We start from the raw sequence: 23,654 nt of genomic DNA, 5'->3' as shown, positions 1-23,654 counted from the left end.
CTAGGCCAGCCGATCCTCGTCCGTGGGCCGCACACCGCGGGCCCACTCCCCCGCCCTCATCAGACGCTTGCCCTGCGGCTGCACCTCGCCCAGCTCGACCGGGTAGGTGGCGGTGCCGACCAGGACGGTGTTCTTGGACGCCGCGATCTGGCCGGGGGCCAGGGGTGAGGCGTCGGGAACCGGTCGCAGGGGGCCGAGCTTGACCCGCTGGCCGCGGAACTCGGTCCACGCGCCCGGGGCGGGGGTGCAGGCACGGACCAACCGGTCGACGCGCATGGCGGGTGCGGACCAGTCGACCCTGGCGTCGTCGACGCTGATCTTCGGGGCGAGGCTGACCCCCTCCGCGGGCTGCGGCACGGCCTCCAGCTTGCCGTCCTCGATCCCGTCGAGGGTGGCCGTCAGCAGCCCGGCACCGGACTCGGCGAGCCGGGCGAGCAGTTCCCCGCTGGTGTCCGCGGGGCGGATCTCCTCGGTGACCACGCCGTAGACCGGGCCCGCGTCCAGCTCCCTGACGATCCGGAAGGTGGCCGCGCCGGTGATCGCGTCACCGTGCAGCACGGCGTGCTGCACCGGCGCCGCGCCGCGCCAGGCCGGCAGCAGCGAGAAGTGGAGGTTGACCCAGCCGTGCCGGGGAATGTCCAGGGCGGCCTGGGGCAGGAGCGCACCGTAGGCGACCACCGGGCAGCAGTCGGGGGCGAGCTCGGTGAGCCGGTCGAGGAAGGCCGGGTCACCCGCCTTCTGCGGCCTGAGCACCTCGATGCCCGCCTCCTCGGCGAGCTCGGCGACAGGGCTCGGATGGACCCTGCGGCCCCTGCCCGACTGGGCGTCCGGCCGGGTGACGACGGCGACGACATCATGGCGGGGCGAGTCGATCAGAGCCCGCAGCGCGGGCAGGGCTGTGTCCGGGGTTCCGGCGAAGACCAGGCGCAAGGTTCCTACAGAGCCTTCCCGTGGGTGGCGTGCGGGGAGAACTTGAACGCGGGGGCCGACAGACCGTTCCAGTCGGCCTCGCGGATCGCCTTCATGGCGAGTTTGCGCTGTTTGGCGTCCATCCGGTCGATGAACAGCACGCCGTCGAGGTGATCGGTCTCGTGCTGGAAGCAACGGGCCATCAGGTCGGTGCCCTCAAGCGTCACCGGCTCGCCGTGCATGTTGAAACCGGTCGCCACGGCCCGCAGCGCCCTGGGCGTGGGGAACGAGAGGCCGGGGAAGGACAGGCAGCCCTCCTCGCCCTCCTCGTCCGCCTCGTCCGACAGGTCGAGGTTGGGGTTGATCAGGTGCCCGAGCTGATCGTCCACGTAGTAGGTGAAGACCCGGAGCCCGACCCCGATCTGGGGTGCCGCCAGCCCGGCCCCAGGTGCGTCCATCATCGTGTCGGTGAGGTCCTTGACGAGCTTGCGCAGCTCCTTGTCGAAGTCCTTGACCGGATCGGCCGGAGTGCGCAACACCGGGTCGCCGAAAAGGCGGATCGGCTGAATGGCCAACAGGGGTCTCCTCACGCTTCAGGGGATCGCCCCAGTCTAAGGGCGCCGGCCGCCTCCCCCGGGCCTTCCCGCGCACCTCAGCGGGAGCGGGCCTTCATGGCGGCCTTGCGGGCCGACTTGGCCACCGCGGCGGTGCCGTGCCTGGAGCCGAGCAGGTCGAGGACGGCGAACGTGTCGGGGTGCTCCACCAGGGCCATCTCCTCGACCACGCGTACCAGGTCCTCTCCGGGTTCGAGCGCGTCGAACTCGCAGATCGCCTCGGAGGCCTCGCCCCGCTCCAGCAGCGAGGCGAGCGAGTCGACCGCGAGCCAGGTGTTGTCCGCGGGGGTGAGCGCGGGCGCGGGCAGATCGCGGATGTGCAGCCAGGAGGCGGCGTAGCGCCACATGGCGGGCTCGGAGAGCGCCTCCCTGAGCGGGGCCTCGGCCTCGGGGCCGAGCTCCTCCAGGATCGCGCCCGCGACACCGCGCCGGCCTGCCGTGCCCGAGGCCGCGACCTTGACCAGCTCGCGCGCGGCGGCCTCGGGGTGGCGGGACTCCAGCCACACGGTGACGGCGCTGGGCGCGGCGGAACCCTTCACGATCGCCTCGACCAGCTCGGGCGCGCCGAGGTCGGTGAAGACGGCGACCTCGGCGCCCGTCGGCGCGTCGTGGCCCTCCCTGATGAGGTCCTGGCGGATGGCCCACATGCCGAGCGGGGTCAGCCGGGGCCTGCCCGCCCGCGAGGTCTCGACCAGCCCGCAGTAGCCCAGGAGCGACAGGGCCGACTCCAGCTGGGCGGGCAGCGTGCCGGTCAGCGTCCTCATCTCGGCGGGACCGGCCCCGCAGGCCACCCGGTGCGACTGCAGGATGCCCTTGACCAGGGTCGCGGTGGACAGTCCTTCGCGCACGGCGTACAGCGTGGCGAGCATCTCGGCCAGGTGATCGTCGATCACGGGAGACCCGGTCAGGTCGTCGTCCGCACGGTCGAGGACGTCCATGACCACGCCGTCCCAGAACCCCAGCACGGCCCGGTGCGGCAGGTCGGCGGAGAGCGCCAGCGGGCCGGGGTCCACCCGGCCGCGGGAGATGCGCAGCATGCCGGTGTTGACCGCGACCACCCAGAGCAGGTGCAGCCGCGCCGGGCCCGGCAGGCCGAGCTCCGCGCACGGCGCGAACGGGTCGGGCAGCAGTCCCTCGGGGGTCACCGCGCGGGTGCCGGTCCAGGCGGCCAGCCGCTGGGCGTCGAGCACCAGCGGCACCAGCGGCACGGACGCGGCCAGCTCGGCGTCCGGGGCGAGGTCGACCGGCGGGAAGCTCAGCGCGTCGCCGCGCGGGGGGCAGTCACGGCCCGCGGCCGTGACCGACTCCTCCAGAACGGCTGTTCGCAGCTCGCGGGGTGCCGCTCCCAGCTCGTCCACAAGCCTGCGCAGCTCGCCGATGTCGAAGACGTTCCCACTGTTCCCGCTCTTTGCCACCCGTGAAACTTACTGCACTCGCGCCTCACGCATACACGGCTCAGCCGATGGCGCGGGAACGTGCCTTGAAAGCCGCCTTGCGGGCCGCCTTGGCCGCGTTGTGGTCCCTCAGGGAGCGTCCGAGCAGCTCAAGAACCTCGACGACCTCGGGGTGGTCGACCCGCCACATCTCCTCGATCACGCTCTGCGGCGGCCCGGAGGCGGACATGTTCTCGGCGAACGTCTCCGGATCCTCCTCGGCGGCGGGCATGGCCAGGACGAGCATGTCCACGCTCATCCAGAGCACCTCCTCCGAGGTGAGCGCGGGGGCCGCCAGACCGCGCGCGGTCAGCCAGTGGATGGCGTGCGGGCGCAGCTCCGGCTCCTCCAGGAAGGCCCGCACCGCCTCCTCCGCGTCGGCGCCGAGGCGGTCGACGATCGTCACCGCGATGCCCCTGGCGACCGAGGGCGCCCCCGAGACGGAGCCGAACAGCTCGGTGACCGCCCGCGCCGGGCTCCTGTGCCGCAGCCAGCCCTCGATGTCGGCCTCGGCCATCTCGGCGGGCATCCCCGACAGCAACCCCTCGATGAGCTCGGGTGCGTCGGCGAGGGCCAGGTCGGCCGCCTGGGGCGCCTCGATGCCCAGGTCGGTGTAGAGCCTGTGCAGCCCCCACAGGGCCAGCGGGGTGAGCTCCAGGAGTTCGTCGCCCGGCTCGGCCACCCCGCAGTAGGCGAGCCGCCGCACGACCTCGGGGACGTCGATCTCCCCCTCCTCCACCAGGCCGATCTCGTCCAGGTACTCCCTGACCAGCGGGATCGGCACGGGTGCCTGGAGCCGGTAGAGCATGTCGCACAGGCCGTAGAGCTCCTCGTCCAGGGAGACCTCACCCGTCACGGCACCGCCGGTCTCCTTCTCGACGACGAACTCGACGGTCGCGGCCCAGATGTCGAGCGGGTCGAAGTCCTCGCCGTCGAAGATGGCGGTGCCCTCGACGGTGACCAGGCCGGTGTGGACCGCGAGTTCCCAGAGCAGACCGGGGTCGGTCACCGAGAGCTGGGCGATCGCCTCGGTGGCGTCACGGACCCTGAGCCTGCCCTTGACGGTGGGGGTACGCCCTCCCGCGAGCATCCACTGGACCAGCCTGCGCGCGTCGGTCAGCAGCGGCACCCGCAGGGCGCTCTGGGCGAGCGTCTCGCGGGGCGCCAGGCGCACCGGGGGAAGCGGCGAGCAGCCGGGGCAGTCGCAGTGCTCGACGGCGGGCTCCTCCTGCACCGCCAAGACGGAGAGGATCGCGTTCCCAGCGCTCTCAGTGCTCCCAGTGGCTCGCTCCAGCGAGTCGGCGCCCATCGCGCTGAAGAGGCTCTTGGCCATGCCGAACCTGGAGGTGTCGGCGAGGGCGATGGGCATCTCGGGCTCGATCCGGTCGAGGACGCTCCTCATCCGGACGGCCATCTTGCCGCCGATCTCCTCGGTCGAGAGCAGGAAGTCGACCAGGGTGCGGGCGGCGGCGACGGTCTCGGGGGCACTCTCCGGCGGGGCGATGACCTTGCGTGGATAGATGTTGAGCAGCAGCTCCTCGAAGGCGACAGGGGTGAAATCACCCAGCTCGTTCACGTCCAGATAGTCACTCGCGTAGTCGCAGAGCAGCCGCACCTCGTCCACGTCAACGTCCAGGCCGCGCGCACGCCCCCACGCGCGCAGGTCGTCTACGGCCCGATTCACCCATTCGATCGACACAGGGGAAAATTAACGGCTTACTGCCAGCACCGCGAATCGGGGAAACAACTCAAATCACATCTAGAGGGTCAATGCATACCTTGACCACCTCCGCGGCCTTGCGTGCGGAGCGCACTCCCACGGCTCCTTTCAGAGCCGCGGCCAGCGTGGAGCCGGAGCCTCGCGCGATCCGCACCATGGCACGTTCCCGCACTTGATCCCCCCTGGGCGAGGCCACCGGGACCGGGCCGAGCACCTGTGCCTCGGGGGGCAGCGCCATCTCACCGAGCATTTCCCTGACCCCCGCCGGAGATCCGGTGAGCGTCGCCATTTTCACCGCCGGGGGGAAACCGAGTTCTGTCCTGTCGGCCAGTTCTCTCTCGGCATGTGTCACCGGATCCCAGCGCAGCAACGCCTGCACGACGGGCAACGAGGAATCGGCCAGCACGACCAGCTCGGCGGCGGGCCGCAGCAGCGCCGCCGCGTTCATCCACCGGCGCAGCGTCTCCTCGGCGGCGCGCAGGTCCGGTCTGCCGAGCAGCGCCCAGCCGTCCAGCAGCACCGCCGCCGCGTATCCACCCTCGGGCACCGGCTCGGCTCCCGGGGTGGCCACCACCAGTGCCCGGGCCGCGCCGACCGTGGCCAGCACCCCGTCCCTGCCCGACGTCTTGACCCGTACGGAGGGGAAGGCCCGCCCCAGTTCCTCGGCGGTGCGGCGGGCACCGACCACCTGGGCCCGCACCCGCGCCCCGCCGCAGGAGGGGCAGCGCCACTCGCCGGCGATCCGGCCGCACCAGCGGCAGTACGGGGCCACGTGGCCACCACGTAGCGCGAAGGGTCCGCCGCAGTGCCCGCAGCGGGCCGGCGTCCGGCAGCCCTGGCAGGCCAGCGCGGGCAGGTAGCCCCGCCGGGGGACCTGCACCAGCACCGGGCCGCTCTCCAACCCCGTGCGCAGGATCCGCCAGGCGAGGCTGGGCAGCCGGGCGGCCCTGGCCGCCTCGTCCCTGGCCAGCTCCGAGTCCTCCCCCGCCGGGCGGACCCTCGGCGCCCTGGCCCTGACCGCCTGGCGGGCCGCGACGATGGGCCCCGCCCAGCCCGTGGCGATGAGCTGGGTGGCCTCCGCCGTGCGGGCGTACCCGCCGATGAGCAGGCCCGCGCGGGCCCGGTGGGCACGCAGTGCGAGGACCTCCCTGGCGTGCGGGTAGGGGGCGAGCCGCTCGGAGTGCAGGTCGTCACCGTCGTCCCAGATCACCGCCAGCCCGAGGTCGGCGACCGGGGCGAACGCCGCCCCCCTGGTGCCGACGGCGACCCGGACCTGACCTCTGGACAGGCGCAGCCACCGCCGGTAGCGCTCCGCGGGCCCGAGGTCCGCCGTCAGCGCCACATGCGCACCGGGCCCCAGAACGGCGCTCAGCGCCGCGTCGGCCAGGGCCACGTCCTTGCCGTCGGGAAGCACCACGAGGGCTCCCCTGCCACCGTGCAGGGTCTCCCGTACGGCAACCGCGACCGCCCGTGGCCACCCGGGCCCGTCCTGGTCGGTGCCCGGCAGAGCGGTCCACACGGCTCGGGGGGAGCCCCCCTTCGCCAGCGCCGCCAGGAACGCCTTCCCCTCCCGGTAGTCCGCCCACGGCCCCGGCCCCACATCCGGCCCGCTCTCCCCTCCCCATCCCGGTGCCTGGGCCGGCCCGCTCCTCGCTCCCGGCTCCGGATCCGTCCGCTGCCCCGGTCCCTCGGCCGGTCCGCTCTCCACTCCCCGGCCCGGCTCGGATTCCGGCTCCCCCCGGGTCTCATCCGCTTCGGCCCCGCCCTGGGGCACGCCCGCTTCCGGCTCCCGCCGGGTCTCACCCTCGACGCCGATCATCTCCGCCGGCGGGGCCGTACCCGCCGCGGGAACGGCCTCGGCCTCGACCCTGGCGTGGCGGGGCGGGACGGCCAGGCGCAGCACGTCGGCCATGGTCCCGGCGTAGTGGTCGGCCACCACCCGGGCCAGCGCGGCGATCTCCGGGGTGAGCACGGGCTCGGCGGAGACGACCCGCTCCAGGCGGGTCAGCTTGCCCTGGTGCTCGGTGGTCTCCACCCGTTCCAGCAGGAACCCGTCGACGAGCTTGCCCGCGAACCTGATCCGGACCCGGCACCCCGGCACCGCGGCGGTGTCCAGGGGGGCGGGGACGAGGTAGTCGAACAACCGGTCGAGGTGCGGCAGCGGGGTGTCGACGACCACCCGCGCGACCGGCAGCTCCGCGGCCGGCTCCGGCACCCCTCTGACCTGCTCGGCCACCCCTTGCGCCCGGATCACCCCCGCCGCTCGGACGGCCCCCGCCCGTGCCCTGGCGGCCCTGCCGGGCACGGGCCGCTCGCGTACGGCGTCGAGCGGCAGGAGGGCGTCATCGTCCGGCGAGGGGTTGGCGTGGGTCACCCGCCTGTCCTACCAGAAGCCGGCCCCCGTCCAGACGGTCGGCCCGTCGGCGGTATGGCACCGGGTGCGAGAAGCACCGGACATGGAACGGCATACCGGACGGACCACCACCGAACCCGACCGGCTGGATCGGCCCGCGACTCCAGGCGGGCGAATCGGGCAGACCGGGTGGCACAGCGGTGGACCCGGCCGGGCGGACCGCCACCGCACCCCGTTCTGCCGGGTCAGATGGCGCGGCGGTGGGTCCAGCGGCCACCGAGCAGGGTGCCGAGGATCGGCATACGACGGAGACCGTCCCCGTCCAGCCCCGCCGGATCGTACTCGGTGATCATCAAGTCCGCGGGGTCGCCCGGGCGCACCCCGGCGCGGCCCCGGCCGGCCGCCGCCAGCGCCACCGGCAGCGAGATCGCCTGTTCCGGGTGCCACGGCGGCCGCTCGTCGTCGGTCCTGGCCACGGCGGAGGCGATCCCGTCCCACGGGTCGAGCGGCGCCACCGGAGCGTCGGAGCCCAGCTCCAGGGTCGCCCCCGCGGCCAGCAGGTCGGCGTAGGCGAAGGCCCGCCCGGTCCGCCCCCGCCAGTGCAGATCGGCCACCTCCCGGTCGTCGGGCGCGTGGGCGGGCTGCACACCCGCCACCAGACCGGGCCTCGCGAACCTCCCGAAGTCCTCCGGGCGGACCAGTTGCGCGTGCTCGATCCTCCCCGGGCAGCCGACCCGCTCGAAGGCGTCCAGCGCGATGCCCACCGCCAGGTCGCCGATGGCGTGCACCGCCGGGACGATCCCATGCCTGGCGGCCAGCTCCATGACCCCGTACAGCTCCGCCGGCGGTGTCTCCAGCAGCCCGCGCGCGTCGCCACCGGGATACGGGTCCGCGCAGTAGGCGGTCCTGGTGTTCAGCGAACCGTCCACGAACGTCTTCACCGGCCCGACCTCCAGCAGGCCCCCCGACCCCGCGACCGGCTCCCCGGTGCGCAACCCGCGATCGATCGCCTCTTCGAGCCGGTTCACCGGGATCGAGCAGCTGACCCGGACGTCGACCGCCCCCCGCGAGATCCGCCGGGTCCAGTCGGTGACGTTGTCGGCGAACTCGAAGTCCAGCACGCCGACGACGCCCCTGGCCGCGGCGGCGGTGGTGGCCTCGGCCACCCAGCGGTCCAGCTCGTCCTCGGGGGGCGGAGGCATCTGGGCCATCGCGTCGTAGCAGTCGCGCTCGCGCAGCACCCCCGTCGGATGCCCGCCCCTGCCGATCACCGCCAGCGCGGCCGGGCTGAACCAGGCGGTGTGCAGGTCATTGCTCACCAGCACGATCGGGCAACCCGGCGCCGCCGCCTCCAGCAGCGACTTGTCCGGCGTGTCCGGCCACAGGCCGTCGCGGAAGCCGTAGCCGACCGTGAACCCGGACGTACCCGCCTGCGGGGCGACGAGGTCGACCGCCTCCCGCGCCGACCGCGCCGAGGTCAGATCGATCCTGCGCCGGGCCTGTGCCCACTGCACGGAGTGCACGTGCGCGTCCCACAGCCCCGGCAGCAGGGTGGCGCCCCCGACGTCCACCGACTCGTCGCAGGCAGGGGGCTCCGAGGCCACCTCCGCGACCCGGCCGTCAACGATCAGGACATGGCGCAGCGGCCCACCGAGACCGATCCGCGCGTTACGCAGCAGCAGGCGAGCAGAGGGAGAGGACATGAGGAGACTCTAGGCGGACGACCGACGCCCCCTCCCCTCGGCTGCCGGGGCAACAGGTCCCCCGCCCGACAAACCCGACCGATCGCTCATTCCGGACTCCCGGGACCGAGGCCCGCTCGGCAGACTGTCGGGGGTGACAGACCCCCTGCTGAACGACGAACTCGACTCCGTTCCCGACCATGACCGGTTCGCCACCGTGGACGAGATCACGGCCGCCCTCACCCGGCTGGCCGCCGACCATCCCGGCGTCGCCTCGCTGAGGCGGGTGGGCAGCTCCGCCCTGGGTGAGCCGATCCTCTGCCTGAGCGTCGGTGACGGGCCGCGTCACGCGCTGGTCGGCGCCATGCCGCACCCCAACGAGCCCATCGGCGGGCTCACCGTGATCCATCTCGCCACCCGGCTGTGCGAGAGCGCCGCGCTGCGCGAGGCCACCGGTCACACCTGGCACATCGTGGGCTGCCTCGACCCGGACGGGACCAGGCTCAACGAGGGGTGGTTCGCCGGGCCGTTCACCAAAGCGCACTACGGCAGGCACTTCTACCGTCCGGCGGGTGACGAGCAGGTCGAGTGGACCTTCCCCTTCGCCTACAAGCGCGCCTACTTCGACCGGGTGATGCCCGAGACACTGGCGCTGATGCGGCTGATCGACGACACCCGCCCGGCGTTCATGACCACCCTGCACAACAGCGAGATGGGCGGGGCGTTCTTCTACCTCAACCGCCCGGTGCCCGAACTGCAGGCCCTGCTCAAGTCCCTGCCGGGCCGGTACGGCGTGCCGCTGCACGCGGGCGAGCCCGAGCACCCCTCGGTACGGACCCTGGAGGAGTCGATCTTCCTCGCCCCGCGGATGGAGGACACCTACGACTACATCGAGGCGCTCGGCGAGGATCCGGCGGCGCAGCTCACCGGCGGGTCCAGCGACTCCTACGCCGCCCGGTACGGCACGCTCTGCCTGACCGCCGAACTGCCCTACTGGAGGGATCTCACCGCCGACGACCGCTCCCCCGCCGGGGTCGGATACGCCGATCTGATCCGGACCCACGCGGCGGACCTGCGCGAGACGTTCGCCGTCCTCGACGAGACGCTCGGCGCCGTCTCCGGCGACCTGGCGACCCGCTCCCCGTTCGTCCGGGCCAGCAGGTTCTTCGTTCCGTTCATCGAGGGGATGGCCACCACCGCCGAGCACCACGCGCGGGCACCGGAGAGCGACCGGCCGGCCACCGTCGCCGAGCGGCAGTCCTGCCGCGACACCGCGCACAGCGTCCGGCTCAGGTTCGGGGGCATGCTGCTGCGCGCGCTGGAGGGCGAACTCGCCGTCGGCAACGGCACCCCGACCATCCGGGCGCGGGCCCGCACGCTGTCGGACACCTACGCCAAATGGTGCGCCGAGGCCGAGGCGGGCACCCCCGACGAGACGATTCCGATCCGCCACCTGGTCGCCATCCAGTACGGCGGCATCCTCGCCGGAGCCGCCCACGCCTGAGGCTCCCAGCCGATCGAATTCCTATCCGGCTGCGATCCGGATGCCTAAGGTAAAATTGGGGATTGCCTTCGGTAGGAGACTTTCGATATGGGGCCGACGCCGCCTGCGTCATCGGGAAACGGGTCATCTCCGGATGAATACTCAGGAATTGATCCGGAGTTGATGGAGCAATTCATCGCGTCGCTGGAGCAAGCACGGAAAGTGATCGGTGAGGAGACCGCGAGAATTCTGAACGCGCTTTCCTCAGCGGGCGCCGACCGGTCCGCGGCGCTGCGGATCCGCGAGATCGAAGGCCGACCGGAACAGGAGATCCCGCGACTGTGCGGGCGCAACCAGATGATCCAGGAGTCCGACTCCCCGGCGGACCGGGCCCCGGCCCCCCCGAACGATCCGGCCTTCGATCAGCCTCCCATCGCCGGGAAAGACGGCGGCCTGCTTCCCTTCAAGGAACTCGCCAAGGACCCGAAACCGACCGGCTGATCCGCAACGGACCTGGGAGCGGAGACCTCGGCACCGCCGGAGGAGCCGCGACGCGGCTCGACGTTTTCTTTGGAGGAGCCAAAGACAAGACCCAAGGCACCCCCATCCCATTTGGATGAAACCGGCTTTAATTCATCCGGAGACATTCCGCCTCCCCGGAGACGACGAAATTATTTTTCCGGGAGGATGTGGTTACTGTTTTGACGCGCGAATCCTTCTTTACCAGCTCGTCTCTCGGCGCTGCCCGATCGACGGATGAAATCTTGTATCCCCGTCTCCCCAGGCCACCGGCCAGCATATTGAGCATGTTTATCGAATCATCTACGTCGGACCTTTTGACGCCGGCGACAGCATATGTTCTCCTCACCTTCTTCCCATCACAGGGGATGTCCTTCCCACCCCTGTCCGTTACTTTGACATCTTTCACAGCAAGCAAATTCATCAACCAGTCGATGTCCGCCTTCAGCGTCGCCTCGGCCTGGGCCGCCGTCAGCCCCGGAGGTTCGGCGCTCCGTCAGGTTCCTGCCGGCGGACTCGTCCTTTCAGCGGGACGCGGAGCAGATCGTCGCCGAACTCGCCGCCAACACCGTACGGCACGTTCGTCGTCGAGGTCGTCCGCAGACCCGAGGTCACCCGGGTGACGGTCTACGACTCCGGCCAGGGCTCCGTCCCCGCCGTCGTCCACCCCGCCCTCCTCGGTGAGGGCGGCAGGGGGCTCCCCCTGGTCACCGCCCTGGCCTCCCAGGTCGGCTGCCGAGGCAGCCAATCCCACGGCCACGCCGTCTGGGCCCAGTTCACCGTAGAGAAGCCCTCGGCCTGGACGTGCGACGGCCCCCGTGAATGAGTTTTCACGGGGGCCGTCTGGAGTGTGCGGGTCGTCAGAGACCGGCGGCGGCGCGCAGGGAGTCGGCGCGGTCGGTGGACTCCCAGGAGAAGCCCTCGCGACCGAAGTGACCGTAGGCGGAGGTGCCCGAGTAGATCGGGCGGAGCAGGTCGAGGTCGCGGATGATCGCGGCCGGGCGCAGGTCGAAGACCTTGACCACGGCTTCCTGGATCTTGCTGATCTCGATCTTCTCGGTGCCGAAGGTCTCGACGAACACGCCGACCGGGTGCGCCTTGCCGATGGCGTAGGCGACCTGGACCTCGGCGCGGTCGGCCAGACCGGCGGCCACGATGTTCTTCGCGACCCAGCGCATGGCGTAGGCGGCCGAGCGGTCGACCTTGGACGGGTCCTTGCCGGAGAAGGCGCCGCCACCGTGGCGGGACATGCCGCCGTAGGTGTCAACGATGATCTTGCGACCGGTCAGGCCGGCGTCGCCCATCGGGCCGCCGATCTCGAAGCGGCCGGTCGGGTTGACCAGGAGGCGGTAGCCCTCGGTCTCGATCTCCAGGCCGGCCAGGACCGGGTCGACCACGTGCTCCTTGATGTCGGGAGCGAGCATCTCCTTGAGGTCGATCTCGGCCGCGTGCTGGGTGGAGACGACCACGGTGTCGAGCCGGACCGGCTTGTCGCCGTCGTACTCGACGGTGACCTGGGTCTTGCCGTCGGGGCGCAGGTAGGGCACCGTGCCGTCCTTGCGGACCTGCGACAGGCGCTCGGCCAGGCGGTGCGCCAGCTGGATCGGCAGCGGCATCAGCTCGGGGGTCTCGCGGCAGGCGTAACCGAACATCAGGCCCTGGTCACCGGCGCCCTGGCGGTCGAGCTCGTCGCCCGCCTCGCCCTCGCGGTTCTCGTAGGCGTCGTCGACGCCCTGGGCGATGTCGGGCGACTGCGCACCGATGGACACCGACACGCCACAGGAGGCGCCGTCGAAGCCCTTGTGCGAGGCGTCGTAACCGATCTCGAGGATCTTCTCCCGGATGAGACCGGGAATGTCGACGTAGGTCTCCGTCGTCACCTCTCCGGCGACGTGGACCTGACCGGTGGTGATCAGCGTCTCGACCGCGACGCGGCTCTTGGGGTCACCCTTGAGCATGGCGTCGAGAATCGCGTCACTGATCTGGTCGGCGATCTTGTCCGGGTGGCCCTCTGTGACCGACTCGGAGGTGAACAGGCGACGGGACAAGTCAGTGGCTCCTCATGCAGCGGCTGCTGGCGTCTGGGGCTCTGGCATCGGCAGGACACCAGTAGCGCTCCGGCGAATTCTAGCCCCACCTGATGCGGGGCCGCGAAACCGTCTCAGATCGTGTCACCCTAAATGTTCAGATCATGTACTGGAAGGGCTGCGGGTTCACCGGAATCCATCGCGGGGAAACCCACCTGCCATGACGTGAGGCGGGACACGTTCCGGAAGTCGCCCAGAAAGGATCCGGAGCCCACGAAATCCCCGGCTCACCTCACTGGCCCGGGACTCAAAGCCCCGGCTCCCGGGCTCACCCACATCTCGCGGGCGGGATGCGCAGCCCCCGCCCCACCCGGATCCCCAGGGGCTCACAGCCCGGTTCACAGATCGGGCAGCGGGTCGGGCGGCAACGTCTCCGGGGCGAAGACCTCGGCGTCTGCGGCGGAGATCACCGCGGCGTACTCCTCCTCGATCTCGAACACCATGCCACCGAACTCGATGGCCGCGCCCGCGGAGAACTCCAGCGGGCCGAGCCGGGTGCGCCGGGCATGGGTGGCGTACACCGAGGTCGGCGCGTCGCGGTCGAAGAACTTGGTGGAGAGCAGGTAGATGGTGCGGTCAGTGATCACGATGAGGAAGGTCGCCATGCCCGGGGTGCCCACCGACAGAGCCGGCAGGACGTAGTGGATCTCCTCCCCCGGAGGAAGCAGCGCTCGGCATCGTGCCCTGACCGCGGCGGCGACAGGCATGATCCAAACCCCTCCCGGCTGCGATGTGGCAGGGCTCTGGGAGGCAGTATCCGCCGGGAGTCGGGCTACGGCAAGTGGTCAGGCCAGGCGTGCGGCGACGAGGTCCCAGAGCACGTCGGCAAGGGCCTCCTTGGGACCGCGCGGGATGTCGACCTGCTCCCCGTCCGCGAGGAGGACCACCGCCGCGTTGTCGGGGGTGCCGAAGGCGAGATCGTCGCCGACCTGGTTGACGACGAGCAGATCACAGCCCTTGCGGGCGAGTTTGGCCCGCCCGTTGGCGAGGACGTCGTCGGTCTCGGCCGCGAATCCCGCGATCACCTGAGGATACGGCTTGAGCCCCGCACGGCGCCGTTCCCCCAGCTCCGCAAGAATGTCCGGATTTTTCACCAGATGAATGGCGTCAGGCTCGTCGGCGGTCTTCTTGATCTTCGACTCGCTCCGCGCCGAGGGCCGGAAGTCGGCGACGGCGGCGGCCATGACCACGGCGTCGGCGCCCTCCACCGCCTCCAGCACGGCGTCGCGCAACTCCAGGGCCGAGGTGACCCGGACCATCTTGACTCCCGCGGGGTCGGGCAGGGCGACGTTGGCGGCCACCAGGGTGACCTCCGCCCCCCGGGCGACGGCCGTGCGGGCCAGGGCGTACCCCTGCAGCCCCGAGGAACGGTTGCCGATGAAACGGACCGGGTCGATGGCCTCGCGGGTGCCGCCCGCGGAGATCACCAGGCGACGGCCCGCCAGGTCCGCGGGGCGCCCGGAGAGGACGCCGCGGCAGACCTCGAAGATCTCCTTCGGGTCCGGCAGGCGGCCGGGACCGGTGTCGGCCCCGGTCAGGCGGCCCACCGCGGGATCGACGACGATCGAGCCGCGCTCGCGGAGCGTGGCCACGTTCGCGCGGGTCGCGGGGTGCTCCCACATCTCGGTGTGCATCGCGGGGGCGAACACCACCGGGCAGCGCGCGGTGAGCAGGGTGTTGGTCAGCAGGTCGCCGGCCAGCCCGTGGGCGGCCTTGGCGAGCACGTCGGCGGTGGCCGGTGCGACGACCACCAGGTCGGCGCCCTGCCCGATGCGGACGTGCGGCACCTCGTGCACCGACTCCCAGACGTCGGTCGTGACCGGGTTGCCGGACAGCGCGGCCCAGGTCGGCTCACCGACGAAGCGGAGCGCCTCCCTGGTCGGGACCACGCGCACCTCGTGGCCGGACTCGGTGAACAGGCGCAGCAGCTCGCACGCCTTGTAGGCGGCGATGCCCGCGCTCACACCGAGGACGACCCTCGGCTTGCGGGGAACCACGGAGGTCGGCATCGAGGTGGGTCAGCCCTCGATCGGCTCGGAGGTGAGCAGGCCCTCGCTGACCTCGCGCAGCGCGATGGAGAGCGGCTTCTCCTGCGCGTGGGTCTCGACGAGCGGGCCGACGTACTCGAGCAGGCCCTCACCGAGCTGGGAGTAGTAGGCGTTGATCTGACGCGCCCGCTTGGAGCCGAAGATCACGAGACTGTACTTGCTGTCGACGATGTCGAGCAGGGCGTCGATCGACGGGTTGGTGATGCCTTCGGAGTAGGCGGCGCTGGTTGCCACGTGTGATTTCCCCTAGCTAGGTGAACGTCCGAGGCGTGAACCCTCGGGAGCATCAGCCAACAAGGCTATCAGCCGATGACATACATCCTGGACTGACGTGTTGACGAGCGTCAGGTCGAACTCCCGCTCGGCCGCCATCTCGATCCGGCCGGCCGCCAGGCGGCGGGCGATGACGTCCTCGGGCTCGGTGCCCCGGCCGCGCAGGCGCTTCTCCAGCTCCTCCCAGGTCGGGGGGGCCAGGAAGACCAGCAGGGCCTCGGGCATGGTCGCCCGGACCTGCCTGGCGCCCTGGAGGTCGATCTCCAGCAGCGTGGGCACCCCGGCGGCGAGTTTCTCGAGCACCGGGCCACGCGGCGTTCCGTACCGGTTCCCGGCGAACTCGGCCCACTCGAGCAGCTCGCCGGAGGCGGCGAGGCGGTCGAACTCCTCGTCGTCGGCGAAGAAGTACTCGACCCCGTGGGTCTCCCCGGGACGGGGTTTCCTGGTGGTCACCGAGACCGACAGCCACACCTCCGGGTGTGCCCGCCGAAGCTCGGCGACGACCGTGGACTTGCCGACGCCGGACGGCCCGGACAGGACCGTCAGACGCCTACCGGCCGGGAGTCCGGCGAGGGCTCGCGCCCCCTTCGGACCTCCGGCCGAGGATGTGGAGCGACCGGCTCCGCCCTCGGCGGTTGCCTCCGGAGCCCGGCTCTTGCCGGACCGCGACGTTCCGGTCACTCCAAACCCCCCGTGATGCTGTCCCCATATGGGGTGAACGTGGTCGTTTGAACCGAGATTAGCTCTCGGCCCCGCCGAACTCACGCTCGAGCGAAGCTCGCTGGTTCGTACCCAGGCCCCGCACGCGGCGGGACTCGGCGATGCCAAGCCGCTCCATGAGCTGCTTGGCGCGAACCTTACCCACGCCGGGGAGCGACTCAAGAAGGGCCGAAACCTTCATCTTGCCGATGACGTCGTCGGCCTGCCCGTCTTTGAGCACCTCAGCCAGAGAGACCGCACCGTGCTTCAGGCGGTTCTTCACCTCGGCACGCTCTCGGCGGGCCTTGGCAGCCTTCTCTAGGGCTGCGGCGCGCTGCTCAGGGGTTAGGGGAGGAAGAGCCACGCCGGGTCACCTCGAATTTCCTGTCGATGTACTCGGACGGGAAGGGAAACTAGCTGGTCATGGCGCTTCAAGCAACGTCAAGACCACTTTATCCCCCTAGAAAATCTACTTCGTGACTTTCCGTGCTCACGACATCGCCCTGTGTGGACAAAACTACGCTCAACGCCGAGTTTTCCGGGGTTGTGTCATGCGCCGTGTCCGGCGGCCGCGGAGGTGCGCCGGAGGGCCGCGGCGATGCCCGCGGCCGTCGCGCCGGGGTCGGCGGAGCCGGTGATCGGGCGGCCGATCACGAGAAGGTCCGCCCCGTCGGCGAAAGCCTGCTCGGGGGTCGCTACTCTTGCCTGATCCTGACTCTCGGCGCCGGCGGGGCGGACGCCGGGGGTGATGAGCGTGATGTCGGGCCCGACCTCGGCACGCACCGCGGCCACCTCGCGCGGCGAGCAGACGAGGGCCTGGGCGCCCGCGGCGACGGCCATGGCCGACAGGCGGCGCACGGCGTCCTCGGACGGGCCCCTGACGCCCATCTGCTCCAGATCGGCCTCCGAGAGCGACGTGAGCAATGTCACCGCCGCGATCTGGGTGTTGGGCATGGCCTCCACCGCCGCCCGGATCATCGCCGGGCCGCCGGTGGCGTGGACCGTCAGGATGGCGGGCTTGAGCCTGGCCACGGCCCTGGCTGCGCCCGCGACGGTGTTGGGGATGTCGTGGAGTTTAAGGTCGAGAAAGACCCGCACCCCGCTCGCCCCCCGGACCGAGGCGATCACGTCGGGGCCGTAGCGGAGGTAGAGTTCCAGCCCGACCTTGACCGTGGTGACGTGTGGAGTGACCAGGCTGGCCCAGTGAGCCGCGGTCTCGAGGTCTGGCGCGTCCAGGGCGACGGCGATGGGTGCGGGCGTCACAGGGAACTCTCCTCAAGGTCTATCCGGTGCCGGGTGGACGCCCCCGGCGGGCGGTGTGCCAGCCCGACCGCGTCGGCCAGCCGGTGGAACCCCCGGGCCGCCAGGATCTCCTCAAGCTCGCGGAGGATGCGCAGGCAGGCGTAGGGGTCGTGGAACAGTGCGGTCCCCACGGCGACGACGCAGGCTCCGGCGAGGATGAACTCGAAGGCGTCCCTGCCGGTCAGCACGCCGCCCATGCCGATGATGGGCACGCTGGGCAGGGCCGCGTGGACCTGCCATACGCAGCGTACGGCCAGTGGCCTGACCGCGGGGCCCGACAGGCCGCCGGTGACCGCCGCGAGCACGGGCCGCATGGCCTCGGTGTCGATGCTCATGCCGAGCGGATTGTTGATCATCGACAGGGCGTCGGCGCCGCCGTCCACGCACGCGCGGGCCACGCTCACGATGTCCATGACGTCCGGGGAGAGCTTGGCCACCACCGGCACGTCGTAGCGCATCACCGAGCGCACCGAGGCGATCACCTCGGCGGAGGCCGCGCCGTCGCGGGCGAAGACCCTGCCCCGGTCCTCGATGTTGGGGCACGACAGGTTGACCTCCACGGCGGTGACGCCGGGCGCGTCGGTGAGCCTGCGGGCCAGTGCGGTGTACTCGGCCACGGTGCCGCCGCCGATGGACACCACGGTCCGCACGCCCCGCTGGGCCAGCCAGGGCAGCTCACGCTCCAGGAAGGCGTCCACACCCGGCCCCTGGAGCCCGACGGCGTTGAGCATGCCCGAGGGCGTCTCGGCCATCCTGGGGGTCGGACGGCCCGCCCTGGGGGCCATCGTGATCGACCGGGTGGTCAGCGCGCCGATCCGGGCGAGGTCGAAGAACTGGGCGAGTTCGGAGCCGGACGCCGCGCACCCGGCGGCCGTGGTGACGGGGTTGACCAGTTCCACGTGCCCCAGGTACGTCCGCATGTCAACCGGCATTCCGTATTCCTCCACCGGGCGCTCCCAGCGCGTCGAACGGGATCGTCCCGACGTCGTCGAAGCGGACGCGCTCACCCCTGAAGACCGGTCCCTCGACGCACGAGCGCACCATCCGGGTCACCCCGTCGTCCCCGATGACCGGCAGCACGCACGTCATGCACACGCCGATCCCGCACGCCATCCGCTCCTCGACCGCCACCTGGACGGGGATGTCGAACTCGACGGCCACCGTGGTGACGCCGTGCAGCATCGGCATCGGACCGCAGGCGTAGACCGCGTCGGCCCGTACGTCGGCGATCACGCCGGGCAGCACGTCGGTCACCCGGCCGCGCATGCCCAGGGAGCCGTCCTCGGTGGTCAGCGTGGTCGTCTCCCCCATCCTCCTGGCCCGCAGGGCGCCGAACACCCGGTCGGCCGAGGCCGCGCCGAGCACGAAGTCGACGCGGCAACCACGCCGCTGGAGGGCGTCGGCCACGGTGAACAGCGTCGCCGAGCCGTGCTCGGCGCCGACCAGGACGCAGGTCACCGGGTCTCTGGGCAGCGGGAACGGGCGGCCGAGCGGACCCACCAGGTCGAGGGTGTCGCGGGCGCGCCGGTCGGCCAGCCAGGCCGTGCCCGGCCCGCTCACCGAGAAGACGAACTCGACGGTACCGCCGTAGTCGGGCTTGACGTCGTGGACGAAGAAGGCACGGCGCGTCAGCATCGACGTCTGCGCCCCGCCCACGGCCACCCCGACGAAGTGGCCGGGCCGGAAGCGCTCGGCGATGCCGGGCGCCACCACGGTGAGCGCATGGTAGGCGTCGACGCGGCGCGTCGTCAGCACCGTGCCTGTCACCTGCACCGGAGTAACAGGCGTCTTCCTCACCTCCGCTGGGGCGCCGGCCTCACTCCTCAACCGCTCCGCAACCGCTTCGCGTGCTCCTGAAGGGACCGTACGCCGATGTCACCGCGGACGATCGCCTGGATGCCCTGCACCGCCGCGGCCAGGCCCTGAACCGTGGTGATGCAGGGGATGGCGCGCAGCACGGCGGCGGTGCGGATCTCGTAGCCGTCCAGGCGGGGTCCCGACTGGCCGGGGCTGCCGAAGGGGGTGTTGACGATGAGATCCACCTCCCCGTCCAGGATGCGCCGGACGATGGTCTGCTCACCCGCGGGACCGGCTCCCTCGCTGTGCTTGCGCACGATCTTGGCACGGACACCGTTACGGCGCAGGACTTCGGCGGTGCCCTCGGTGGCGAGGATCTCGAAGCCGAGGTCGGCGAGGGCCTTGACCGGGAAGATCATGGCGCGTTTGTCACGGTTGGCGACCGAGACGAACGCCCGCCCCTTGGTGGGCAGCGAGCCGTACGCGGCGGCCTGCGACTTGGCGTAGGCGGTGCCGAAGAACTCGTCGATGCCCATGACCTCGCCGGTGGAGCGCATCTCGGGGCTGAGCACGATGTCCACGCCGCGGAACCGGTTGAAGGGCAGCACGGCCTCCTTGACCGCGATGGGCGCGTCCAGCGGCATGGTGCCGCCGTCTCCGCTCTCCGGCAGCAGGCCCTCCGCGCGCAGTTCGGCCACCGTGGCGCCCATCATCACCCGGGCCGCCGCCTTGGCCAGCGGCACCGCCGTGGCCTTGGAGACGAACGGGACGGTACGGCTGGCGCGGGGGTTGGCCTCCAGCACGTACAGGATGTTGGCCGACATGGCGTACTGCACGTTGAGCAGGCCGCGCACGCCCACACCTCTGGCGATGGCCTCGGTGGCGGCGCGGATGCGCTTGATGTCGTAGCTTCCCAGCGTCATCGGCGGCAGCGAGCACGCCGAGTCGCCGGAGTGGATGCCGGCCTCCTCGATGTGCTCCATCACGCCGCCGAGGTAGAGCTCCTCGCCGTCGAAGAGCGCGTCGACGTCGATCTCCACGGCCTCGTCGAGGAACTTGTCCACCAGCACCGGGTGGTCGCTGGCCGCGCCCGCCTTGGCCATGTAGGCGATCAGGGTCTCGTCGTCGTAGACGATGGCCATGCCCGCGCCGCCCAGCACGTAGGAGGGGCGCACCAGCACCGGGTAGCCGATCTCCGCGGCGATGGCCAGCGCCTCGTCGGAGGTCACCGCCACGCCGTGCTTGGGGGCGGGCAGGCCCGCCTCGGCGAGGACCCGGCCGAACGCGCCGCGCTCCTCGGCGAGGTGGATCGACTCGGGCGAGGTGCCGACGATCGGGACACCGGCGTCCTTGAGCGCCTGGGCCAGGCCGAGCGGGGTCTGGCCGCCGAGCTGGACGATGACGCCCGCGACGGGGCCGGTCTGCTGCTCGGCGTGGACGACCTCCAGGACGTCCTCCAGGGTGAGCGGCTCGAAGTAGAGGCGGTCGGAGGTGTCGTAGTCGGTGGAGACCGTCTCGGGGTTGCAGTTGACCATGACGGTCTCGTAGCCGGCCGCCGACAGCTCGAAGGAGGCGTGCACACACGCATAGTCGAACTCGATGCCCTGGCCGATCCTGTTGGGCCCCGAACCGAGGATGAGGACCTTGGGGCGCTCCCCGTAGGGGACCTCGCTCTCCTCGTCGTAGGTGGAGTACAGGTAGGGGGTCTGGGCGGCGAACTCGGCGGCGCAGGTGTCGACGGTGTTGTAGACCGGGCGGACGCCGAGCGCGTGGCGCAGGTCGCGCACCCGCGACTCGGTCATGCCGCGCAGCTCGGCGATCTGCGCGTCGCTGAAGCCGTACCGCTTGACCCTGGTCAGCATCTCGGCGGTCAGCTGCGGCACCTCGCGCAGCTCGGCGGCCATCTCGTCGATCGCGATCAGCTGGTCGACGAACCACGGATCGACACGGGTGGCCTCGAACAGCTCCTCGGCGCCCGCCCCGGCGCGGATGGCCTGCTGCATGGTGAACAGGCGCCCGTCGTGCGGGATACGGCAGGCGGCCAGGAGCTCGTCCCTGTCGCCCGGATCGCCCGCCCAGGTGAAGGAGGCGCCCTTCTTCTCCAGCGAGCGCAGTGCCTTCTGCAGGGCCTCGGGGAAGGACCGGCCGATCGCCATGGCCTCGCCGACCGACTTCATGTGAGTGGTCAGGGTCGCGTCGGCCCCGGAGAACTTCTCGAACGCGAACCGGGGCACCTTGACCACGATGTAGTCCAGCGAGGGCTCGAACGACGCCGGGGTCTCCCTCGTGATGTCGTTGGGGATCTCGTCCAGCGTGTAGCCGATGGCGAGCTTCGCGGCGATCTTCGCGATCGGGAAGCCGGTGGCCTTGGAGGCGAGCGCCGAGGAGCGCGAGACGCGCGGGTTCATCTCGATGACGACCATGCGGCCGGTGCGCGGCTCGACGGCGAACTGGATGTTGCAGCCGCCGGTGTCGACGCCGACCTCGCGGATGACCGCGATGGCCACGTCGCGCATGTTCTGGTACTCGCGGTCGGTCAGGGTCAGCGCGGGGGCCACGGTGACGCTGTCACCGGTGTGCACGCCCATCGGATCGATGTTCTCGATCGAGCAGACGATCACCACGTTGTCCGCCCGGTCGCGCATGACCTCCAGCTCGTACTCCTTCCAGCCGAGGATGGACTCCTCAAGGAGCACCTCGGTGGTCGGCGAGGCGTCGAGGCCCGCCCCGGCGATGCGGCGCAGCCCCTCCTCGTCGTGCGCGAAACCGGAGCCGACCCCGCCCATGGTGAAGGAGGGCCGTACCACCAACGGGTAGCCCAGCTCCCTGGCGGCGGCCAGGCACTCGTCCATGGTGTGGCAGACGGACGAGCGGGCCGACTCGGCGTTGAGGCCGTACTCCTCGGCGACCTTGGCCACGATGCCCTTGAACAGCTCGCGGTTCTCGCCCGCCTGGATGGCGTCGACGTCGGCACCGATCAGCTCGACCTCGTAGCGCTCCAGGACGCCGGCCTCGTACAGGGAGATCGCGGTGTTCAGCGCGGTCTGCCCGCCCAGGGTGGGCAGCAGCGCGTCGGGCCGCTCCTTGGCGATGATCTTCTCGACGATCTCGGGGGTGATGGGCTCGACGTAGGTGGCGTCGGCGAACTCGGGGTCGGTCATGATGGTCGCCGGGTTGCTGTTGACGAGGATCACGCGGAAGCCCTCGGCGCGCAGCACGCGGCAGGCCTGGGTACCCGAGTAGTCGAACTCGCATGCCTGGCCGATCACGATCGGTCCTGAGCCGATCACCATGATCGACTGGATGTCCGTGCGCTTAGGCACCCTTGCTTCCCTCCGTACCCATGGTCGCGTCCGGCTCCTCGCCGGCTCCGCGGAGGACTCGTCCCTCGTCCGCCACTCCGCCCGCTCGTTCCCCGGACCGCTCCGTGCTCTTGGTCGCGTCCGGCTCCTCGCCGGCTCCGCGGAGGACTCGTCCCTCGTCCGCCACTCCGCCCGCTCGTTCCCCGGACCGCTCCGTACTTGTGATCGCCCCGTTGACCGTTCCCCGCTCTCCCGCCATCAACGCGCAGAAGTCGTCGAACAGGCTTGCGGAGTCGTGCGGGCCGGCCGCGGCCTCCGGGTGGTACTGGACGCTGAAGGCCGGGCGGTCCAGCAGCCGCAGCCCCTCGACGCAGTCGTCGTTGAGGTTGACGTGGCTGACCTCCGCCGGACCGTACGGCGTGTCGAACACGCCCTCCAGCGGTGCCCGCACCGCGAAACCGTGGTTGTGCGCGGAGATCTCCACCTTGCCGGTTCCCCGGTGCTGTACCGGCTGGTTGACACCTCGATGGCCGTAACGCAGCTTGTAGGTGCCCAGCCCCAGGGCACGCCCGAAGAGCTGGTTTCCGAAGCAGATGCCGAAGAACGGGACACCCGCGTCGAGGACCCCGCGAAGCGCCTTGACCGGTCCGTCGGCGGTGGCGGGGTCGCCGGGGCCGTTGGAGAAGAACACCCCGTCCGGACCGAGCGCGAGGATCTCCTCCGTGGTGGCCGAGGCCGGCAGCACGTGCACCTCGCAGCCGCGCTCGGCCATCCGGTGCGGCGTCATCGCCTTGATCCCGAGGTCGACCGCGGCCACGGTGAACCGCCGCGCGCCGATCGCGGGCACCACGTACGGCTTGGCGGTGGAGACCTCCCCCGCCAGGTCGGCGCCCTCCATCAGGGGGCTGCCCAGCACCCGCTCCAGCAGCTCCTCGACCGGCGCCAGAGCCTTGCCGGAGAAGACCCCGGCCCGCATCGCTCCCCGCTCCCGCAGGTGACGGGTCAGGGCGCGGGTGCCGGGAATGGCGATGCCGACGACGCCCTGCTCCCTGAGGTAGTCGTCCAGGGAACGGTTGGAGCGCCAGTTGGAGGCCACCCGGGCCGGCTCGCGGACCACGTAACCGGCCACCCACACCCGCGAGGACTCCGGATCCTCGTCGTTGACCCCGGTGTTCCCGATGTGCGGCGCGGTCATCGCGACGATCTGGCGGTGGTACGACGGATCGGTCAGCGTCTCCTGGTAGCCGGTCATCCCCGTGTTGAAGACCATCTCGCCGAAGGTCTCGCCCTCGGCGCCGTAGGGGGTCCCGTGGAAGACACGTCCATCTTCCAGCACTAGCACTGCGGTCACTCACACACCCCGATCATCTCGGCTCCAGCTCCGCAAAGTATGAAATATCTGGCACATCGATTCGCCGTCGCCGCACCGAGCG

At 71.2% G+C, this 23,654-nt stretch carries 20 protein-coding genes and 1 pseudogene; 3 read left to right on the top strand and 18 right to left on the bottom strand.

Annotation, left to right across the window (positions count from 1 at the left end):
* The 6 genes from fmt to ACWD3H_RS11375 all read right to left on the bottom strand — a co-directional run bounded on the left by fmt (window position 1) and on the right by ACWD3H_RS11375 (window position 8,732).
* Window positions 1–930, bottom strand: a complete 930-nt coding sequence (gene fmt / locus ACWD3H_RS11400) for a methionyl-tRNA formyltransferase (protein ID WP_355563112.1) — start codon at window positions 928–930, stop codon at window positions 1–3.
* 5 nt (window positions 931–935) lie between these two features.
* Window positions 936–1,484, bottom strand: a complete 549-nt coding sequence (def, locus tag ACWD3H_RS11395) for a peptide deformylase (protein WP_343979553.1) — start codon at window positions 1,482–1,484, stop codon at window positions 936–938.
* Window positions 1,485–1,561: 77 nt separating this feature from the next.
* A complete protein-coding gene (locus ACWD3H_RS11390) occupies window positions 1,562–2,938 on the bottom strand; it encodes a hypothetical protein (protein ID WP_451954848.1) in 1,377 nt (458 codons plus the stop codon).
* A 40-nt stretch (window positions 2,939–2,978) separates the two neighbouring features.
* Entirely contained in the window at window positions 2,979–4,640 is a 1,662-nt protein-coding gene (locus tag ACWD3H_RS11385) for a hypothetical protein (RefSeq protein WP_451954847.1), read from the bottom strand.
* A 64-nt stretch (window positions 4,641–4,704) separates the two neighbouring features.
* Entirely contained in the window at window positions 4,705–7,050 is a 2,346-nt protein-coding gene (locus ACWD3H_RS11380) for a primosomal protein N' family DNA-binding protein (RefSeq protein ID WP_451954846.1), read from the bottom strand.
* A 224-nt stretch (window positions 7,051–7,274) separates the two neighbouring features.
* Window positions 7,275–8,732, bottom strand: a complete 1,458-nt coding sequence (locus ACWD3H_RS11375) for an amidohydrolase (RefSeq protein WP_451954845.1) — start codon at window positions 8,730–8,732, stop codon at window positions 7,275–7,277.
* Window positions 8,733–8,865: 133 nt separating this feature from the next.
* Between ACWD3H_RS11375 and ACWD3H_RS11370 the strand changes: the two genes are divergently transcribed.
* Entirely contained in the window at window positions 8,866–10,215 is a 1,350-nt protein-coding gene (locus tag ACWD3H_RS11370; protein ID WP_451954844.1) for a M14 family zinc carboxypeptidase, read from the top strand.
* Window positions 10,216–10,302: 87 nt separating this feature from the next.
* Window positions 10,303–10,695: a hypothetical protein gene (locus tag ACWD3H_RS11365; protein WP_451954843.1), complete on the top strand. Its 393-nt coding sequence runs from the start codon at window positions 10,303–10,305 to the stop codon at window positions 10,693–10,695.
* A gap of 127 nt (window positions 10,696–10,822) precedes the next feature.
* Here ACWD3H_RS11365 and ACWD3H_RS11360 read toward each other — a convergent pair whose 3' ends face one another.
* Window positions 10,823–11,137, bottom strand: a complete 315-nt coding sequence (locus tag ACWD3H_RS11360; RefSeq protein ID WP_451954842.1) for a hypothetical protein — start codon at window positions 11,135–11,137, stop codon at window positions 10,823–10,825.
* A gap of 195 nt (window positions 11,138–11,332) precedes the next feature.
* On the opposite strand from ACWD3H_RS11360, the gene ACWD3H_RS11355 reads away from it, so the two are divergent.
* Window positions 11,333–11,539, top strand: coding sequence for a hypothetical protein (locus tag ACWD3H_RS11355; protein WP_451954841.1), 207 nt, complete (start codon window positions 11,333–11,335; stop codon window positions 11,537–11,539).
* Window positions 11,540–11,573: 34 nt separating this feature from the next.
* Here ACWD3H_RS11355 and metK read toward each other — a convergent pair whose 3' ends face one another.
* The 11 genes and pseudogenes from metK to carA all read right to left on the bottom strand — a co-directional run.
* Window positions 11,574–12,761 (bottom strand): methionine adenosyltransferase, encoded by a 1,188-nt coding sequence (metK, locus tag ACWD3H_RS11350; protein WP_355563093.1) that lies wholly within the window; start codon window positions 12,759–12,761, stop codon window positions 11,574–11,576.
* 377 nt (window positions 12,762–13,138) lie between these two features.
* A complete protein-coding gene (locus ACWD3H_RS11345; RefSeq protein ID WP_451954840.1) occupies window positions 13,139–13,507 on the bottom strand; it encodes a hypothetical protein in 369 nt (122 codons plus the stop codon).
* 78 nt (window positions 13,508–13,585) lie between these two features.
* Complete coding sequence (coaBC, locus tag ACWD3H_RS11340) at window positions 13,586–14,809, bottom strand: bifunctional phosphopantothenoylcysteine decarboxylase/phosphopantothenate--cysteine ligase CoaBC (protein ID WP_451954839.1); 1,224 nt, start codon at window positions 14,807–14,809, stop codon at window positions 13,586–13,588.
* Window positions 14,810–14,818: 9 nt separating this feature from the next.
* The gene (rpoZ, locus tag ACWD3H_RS11335) at window positions 14,819–15,082 is read right to left on the bottom strand and encodes a DNA-directed RNA polymerase subunit omega (protein ID WP_030909981.1); all 264 of its coding nucleotides are present in this window, start codon (window positions 15,080–15,082) and stop codon (window positions 14,819–14,821) included.
* A 12-nt stretch (window positions 15,083–15,094) separates the two neighbouring features.
* Window positions 15,095–15,667: a guanylate kinase gene (gene gmk, locus ACWD3H_RS11330; RefSeq protein ID WP_051752025.1), complete on the bottom strand. Its 573-nt coding sequence runs from the start codon at window positions 15,665–15,667 to the stop codon at window positions 15,095–15,097.
* A gap of 193 nt (window positions 15,668–15,860) precedes the next feature.
* Window positions 15,861–16,184, bottom strand: a complete 324-nt coding sequence (mihF, locus tag ACWD3H_RS11325; RefSeq protein WP_030909986.1) for an integration host factor, actinobacterial type — start codon at window positions 16,182–16,184, stop codon at window positions 15,861–15,863.
* A gap of 185 nt (window positions 16,185–16,369) precedes the next feature.
* Entirely contained in the window at window positions 16,370–17,083 is a 714-nt protein-coding gene (gene pyrF, locus ACWD3H_RS11320) for an orotidine-5'-phosphate decarboxylase (protein ID WP_350924433.1), read from the bottom strand.
* Complete coding sequence (locus tag ACWD3H_RS11315) at window positions 17,080–18,054, bottom strand: dihydroorotate dehydrogenase (protein WP_030909991.1); 975 nt, start codon at window positions 18,052–18,054, stop codon at window positions 17,080–17,082. Before ACWD3H_RS11315 ends, pyrF begins: the two co-directional genes overlap by 4 nt.
* The gene (locus ACWD3H_RS11310) at window positions 18,044–18,895 is read right to left on the bottom strand and encodes a dihydroorotate dehydrogenase electron transfer subunit (RefSeq protein ID WP_350924430.1); all 852 of its coding nucleotides are present in this window, start codon (window positions 18,893–18,895) and stop codon (window positions 18,044–18,046) included. The genes ACWD3H_RS11315 and ACWD3H_RS11310 overlap by 11 nt, the downstream gene beginning before the upstream one ends.
* A 50-nt stretch (window positions 18,896–18,945) precedes the next feature.
* Window positions 18,946–22,242, bottom strand: coding sequence for a carbamoyl-phosphate synthase large subunit (gene carB / locus ACWD3H_RS11305; RefSeq protein ID WP_451954838.1), 3,297 nt, complete (start codon window positions 22,240–22,242; stop codon window positions 18,946–18,948).
* Window positions 22,243–22,468: 226 nt separating this feature from the next.
* A pseudogene (gene carA / locus ACWD3H_RS11300) lies at window positions 22,469–23,572 on the bottom strand (glutamine-hydrolyzing carbamoyl-phosphate synthase small subunit); the annotation flags it as partial.
* Between the last annotated feature and the right edge of the window lie 82 nt (window positions 23,573–23,654).

The organism is Streptosporangium sp. NPDC002607, assembly GCF_053592655.1.
This window is presented reverse-complemented; position numbering and strand designations above follow the sequence as displayed.

What these genes read in the sequence shown, in the direction of transcription:
- ACWD3H_RS11375 (WP_451954845.1), bottom strand. Translation starts at nt 8,732, where the DNA reads ATGTCCTCTCCCTCTGCTCGCCTGCTGCTGCGTAACGCGCGGATCGGT.
- ACWD3H_RS11365 (WP_451954843.1), top strand. Translation starts at nt 10,303, where the DNA reads ATGGGGCCGACGCCGCCTGCGTCATCGGGAAACGGGTCATCTCCGGAT.
- ACWD3H_RS11360 (WP_451954842.1), bottom strand. Translation starts at nt 11,137, where the DNA reads ATGAATTTGCTTGCTGTGAAAGATGTCAAAGTAACGGACAGGGGTGGG.
- ACWD3H_RS11345 (WP_451954840.1), bottom strand. Translation starts at nt 13,507, where the DNA reads ATGCCTGTCGCCGCCGCGGTCAGGGCACGATGCCGAGCGCTGCTTCCT.
- coaBC (WP_451954839.1), bottom strand. Translation starts at nt 14,809, where the DNA reads ATGCCGACCTCCGTGGTTCCCCGCAAGCCGAGGGTCGTCCTCGGTGTG.
- ACWD3H_RS11315 (WP_030909991.1), bottom strand. Translation starts at nt 18,054, where the DNA reads ATGCCGGTTGACATGCGGACGTACCTGGGGCACGTGGAACTGGTCAAC.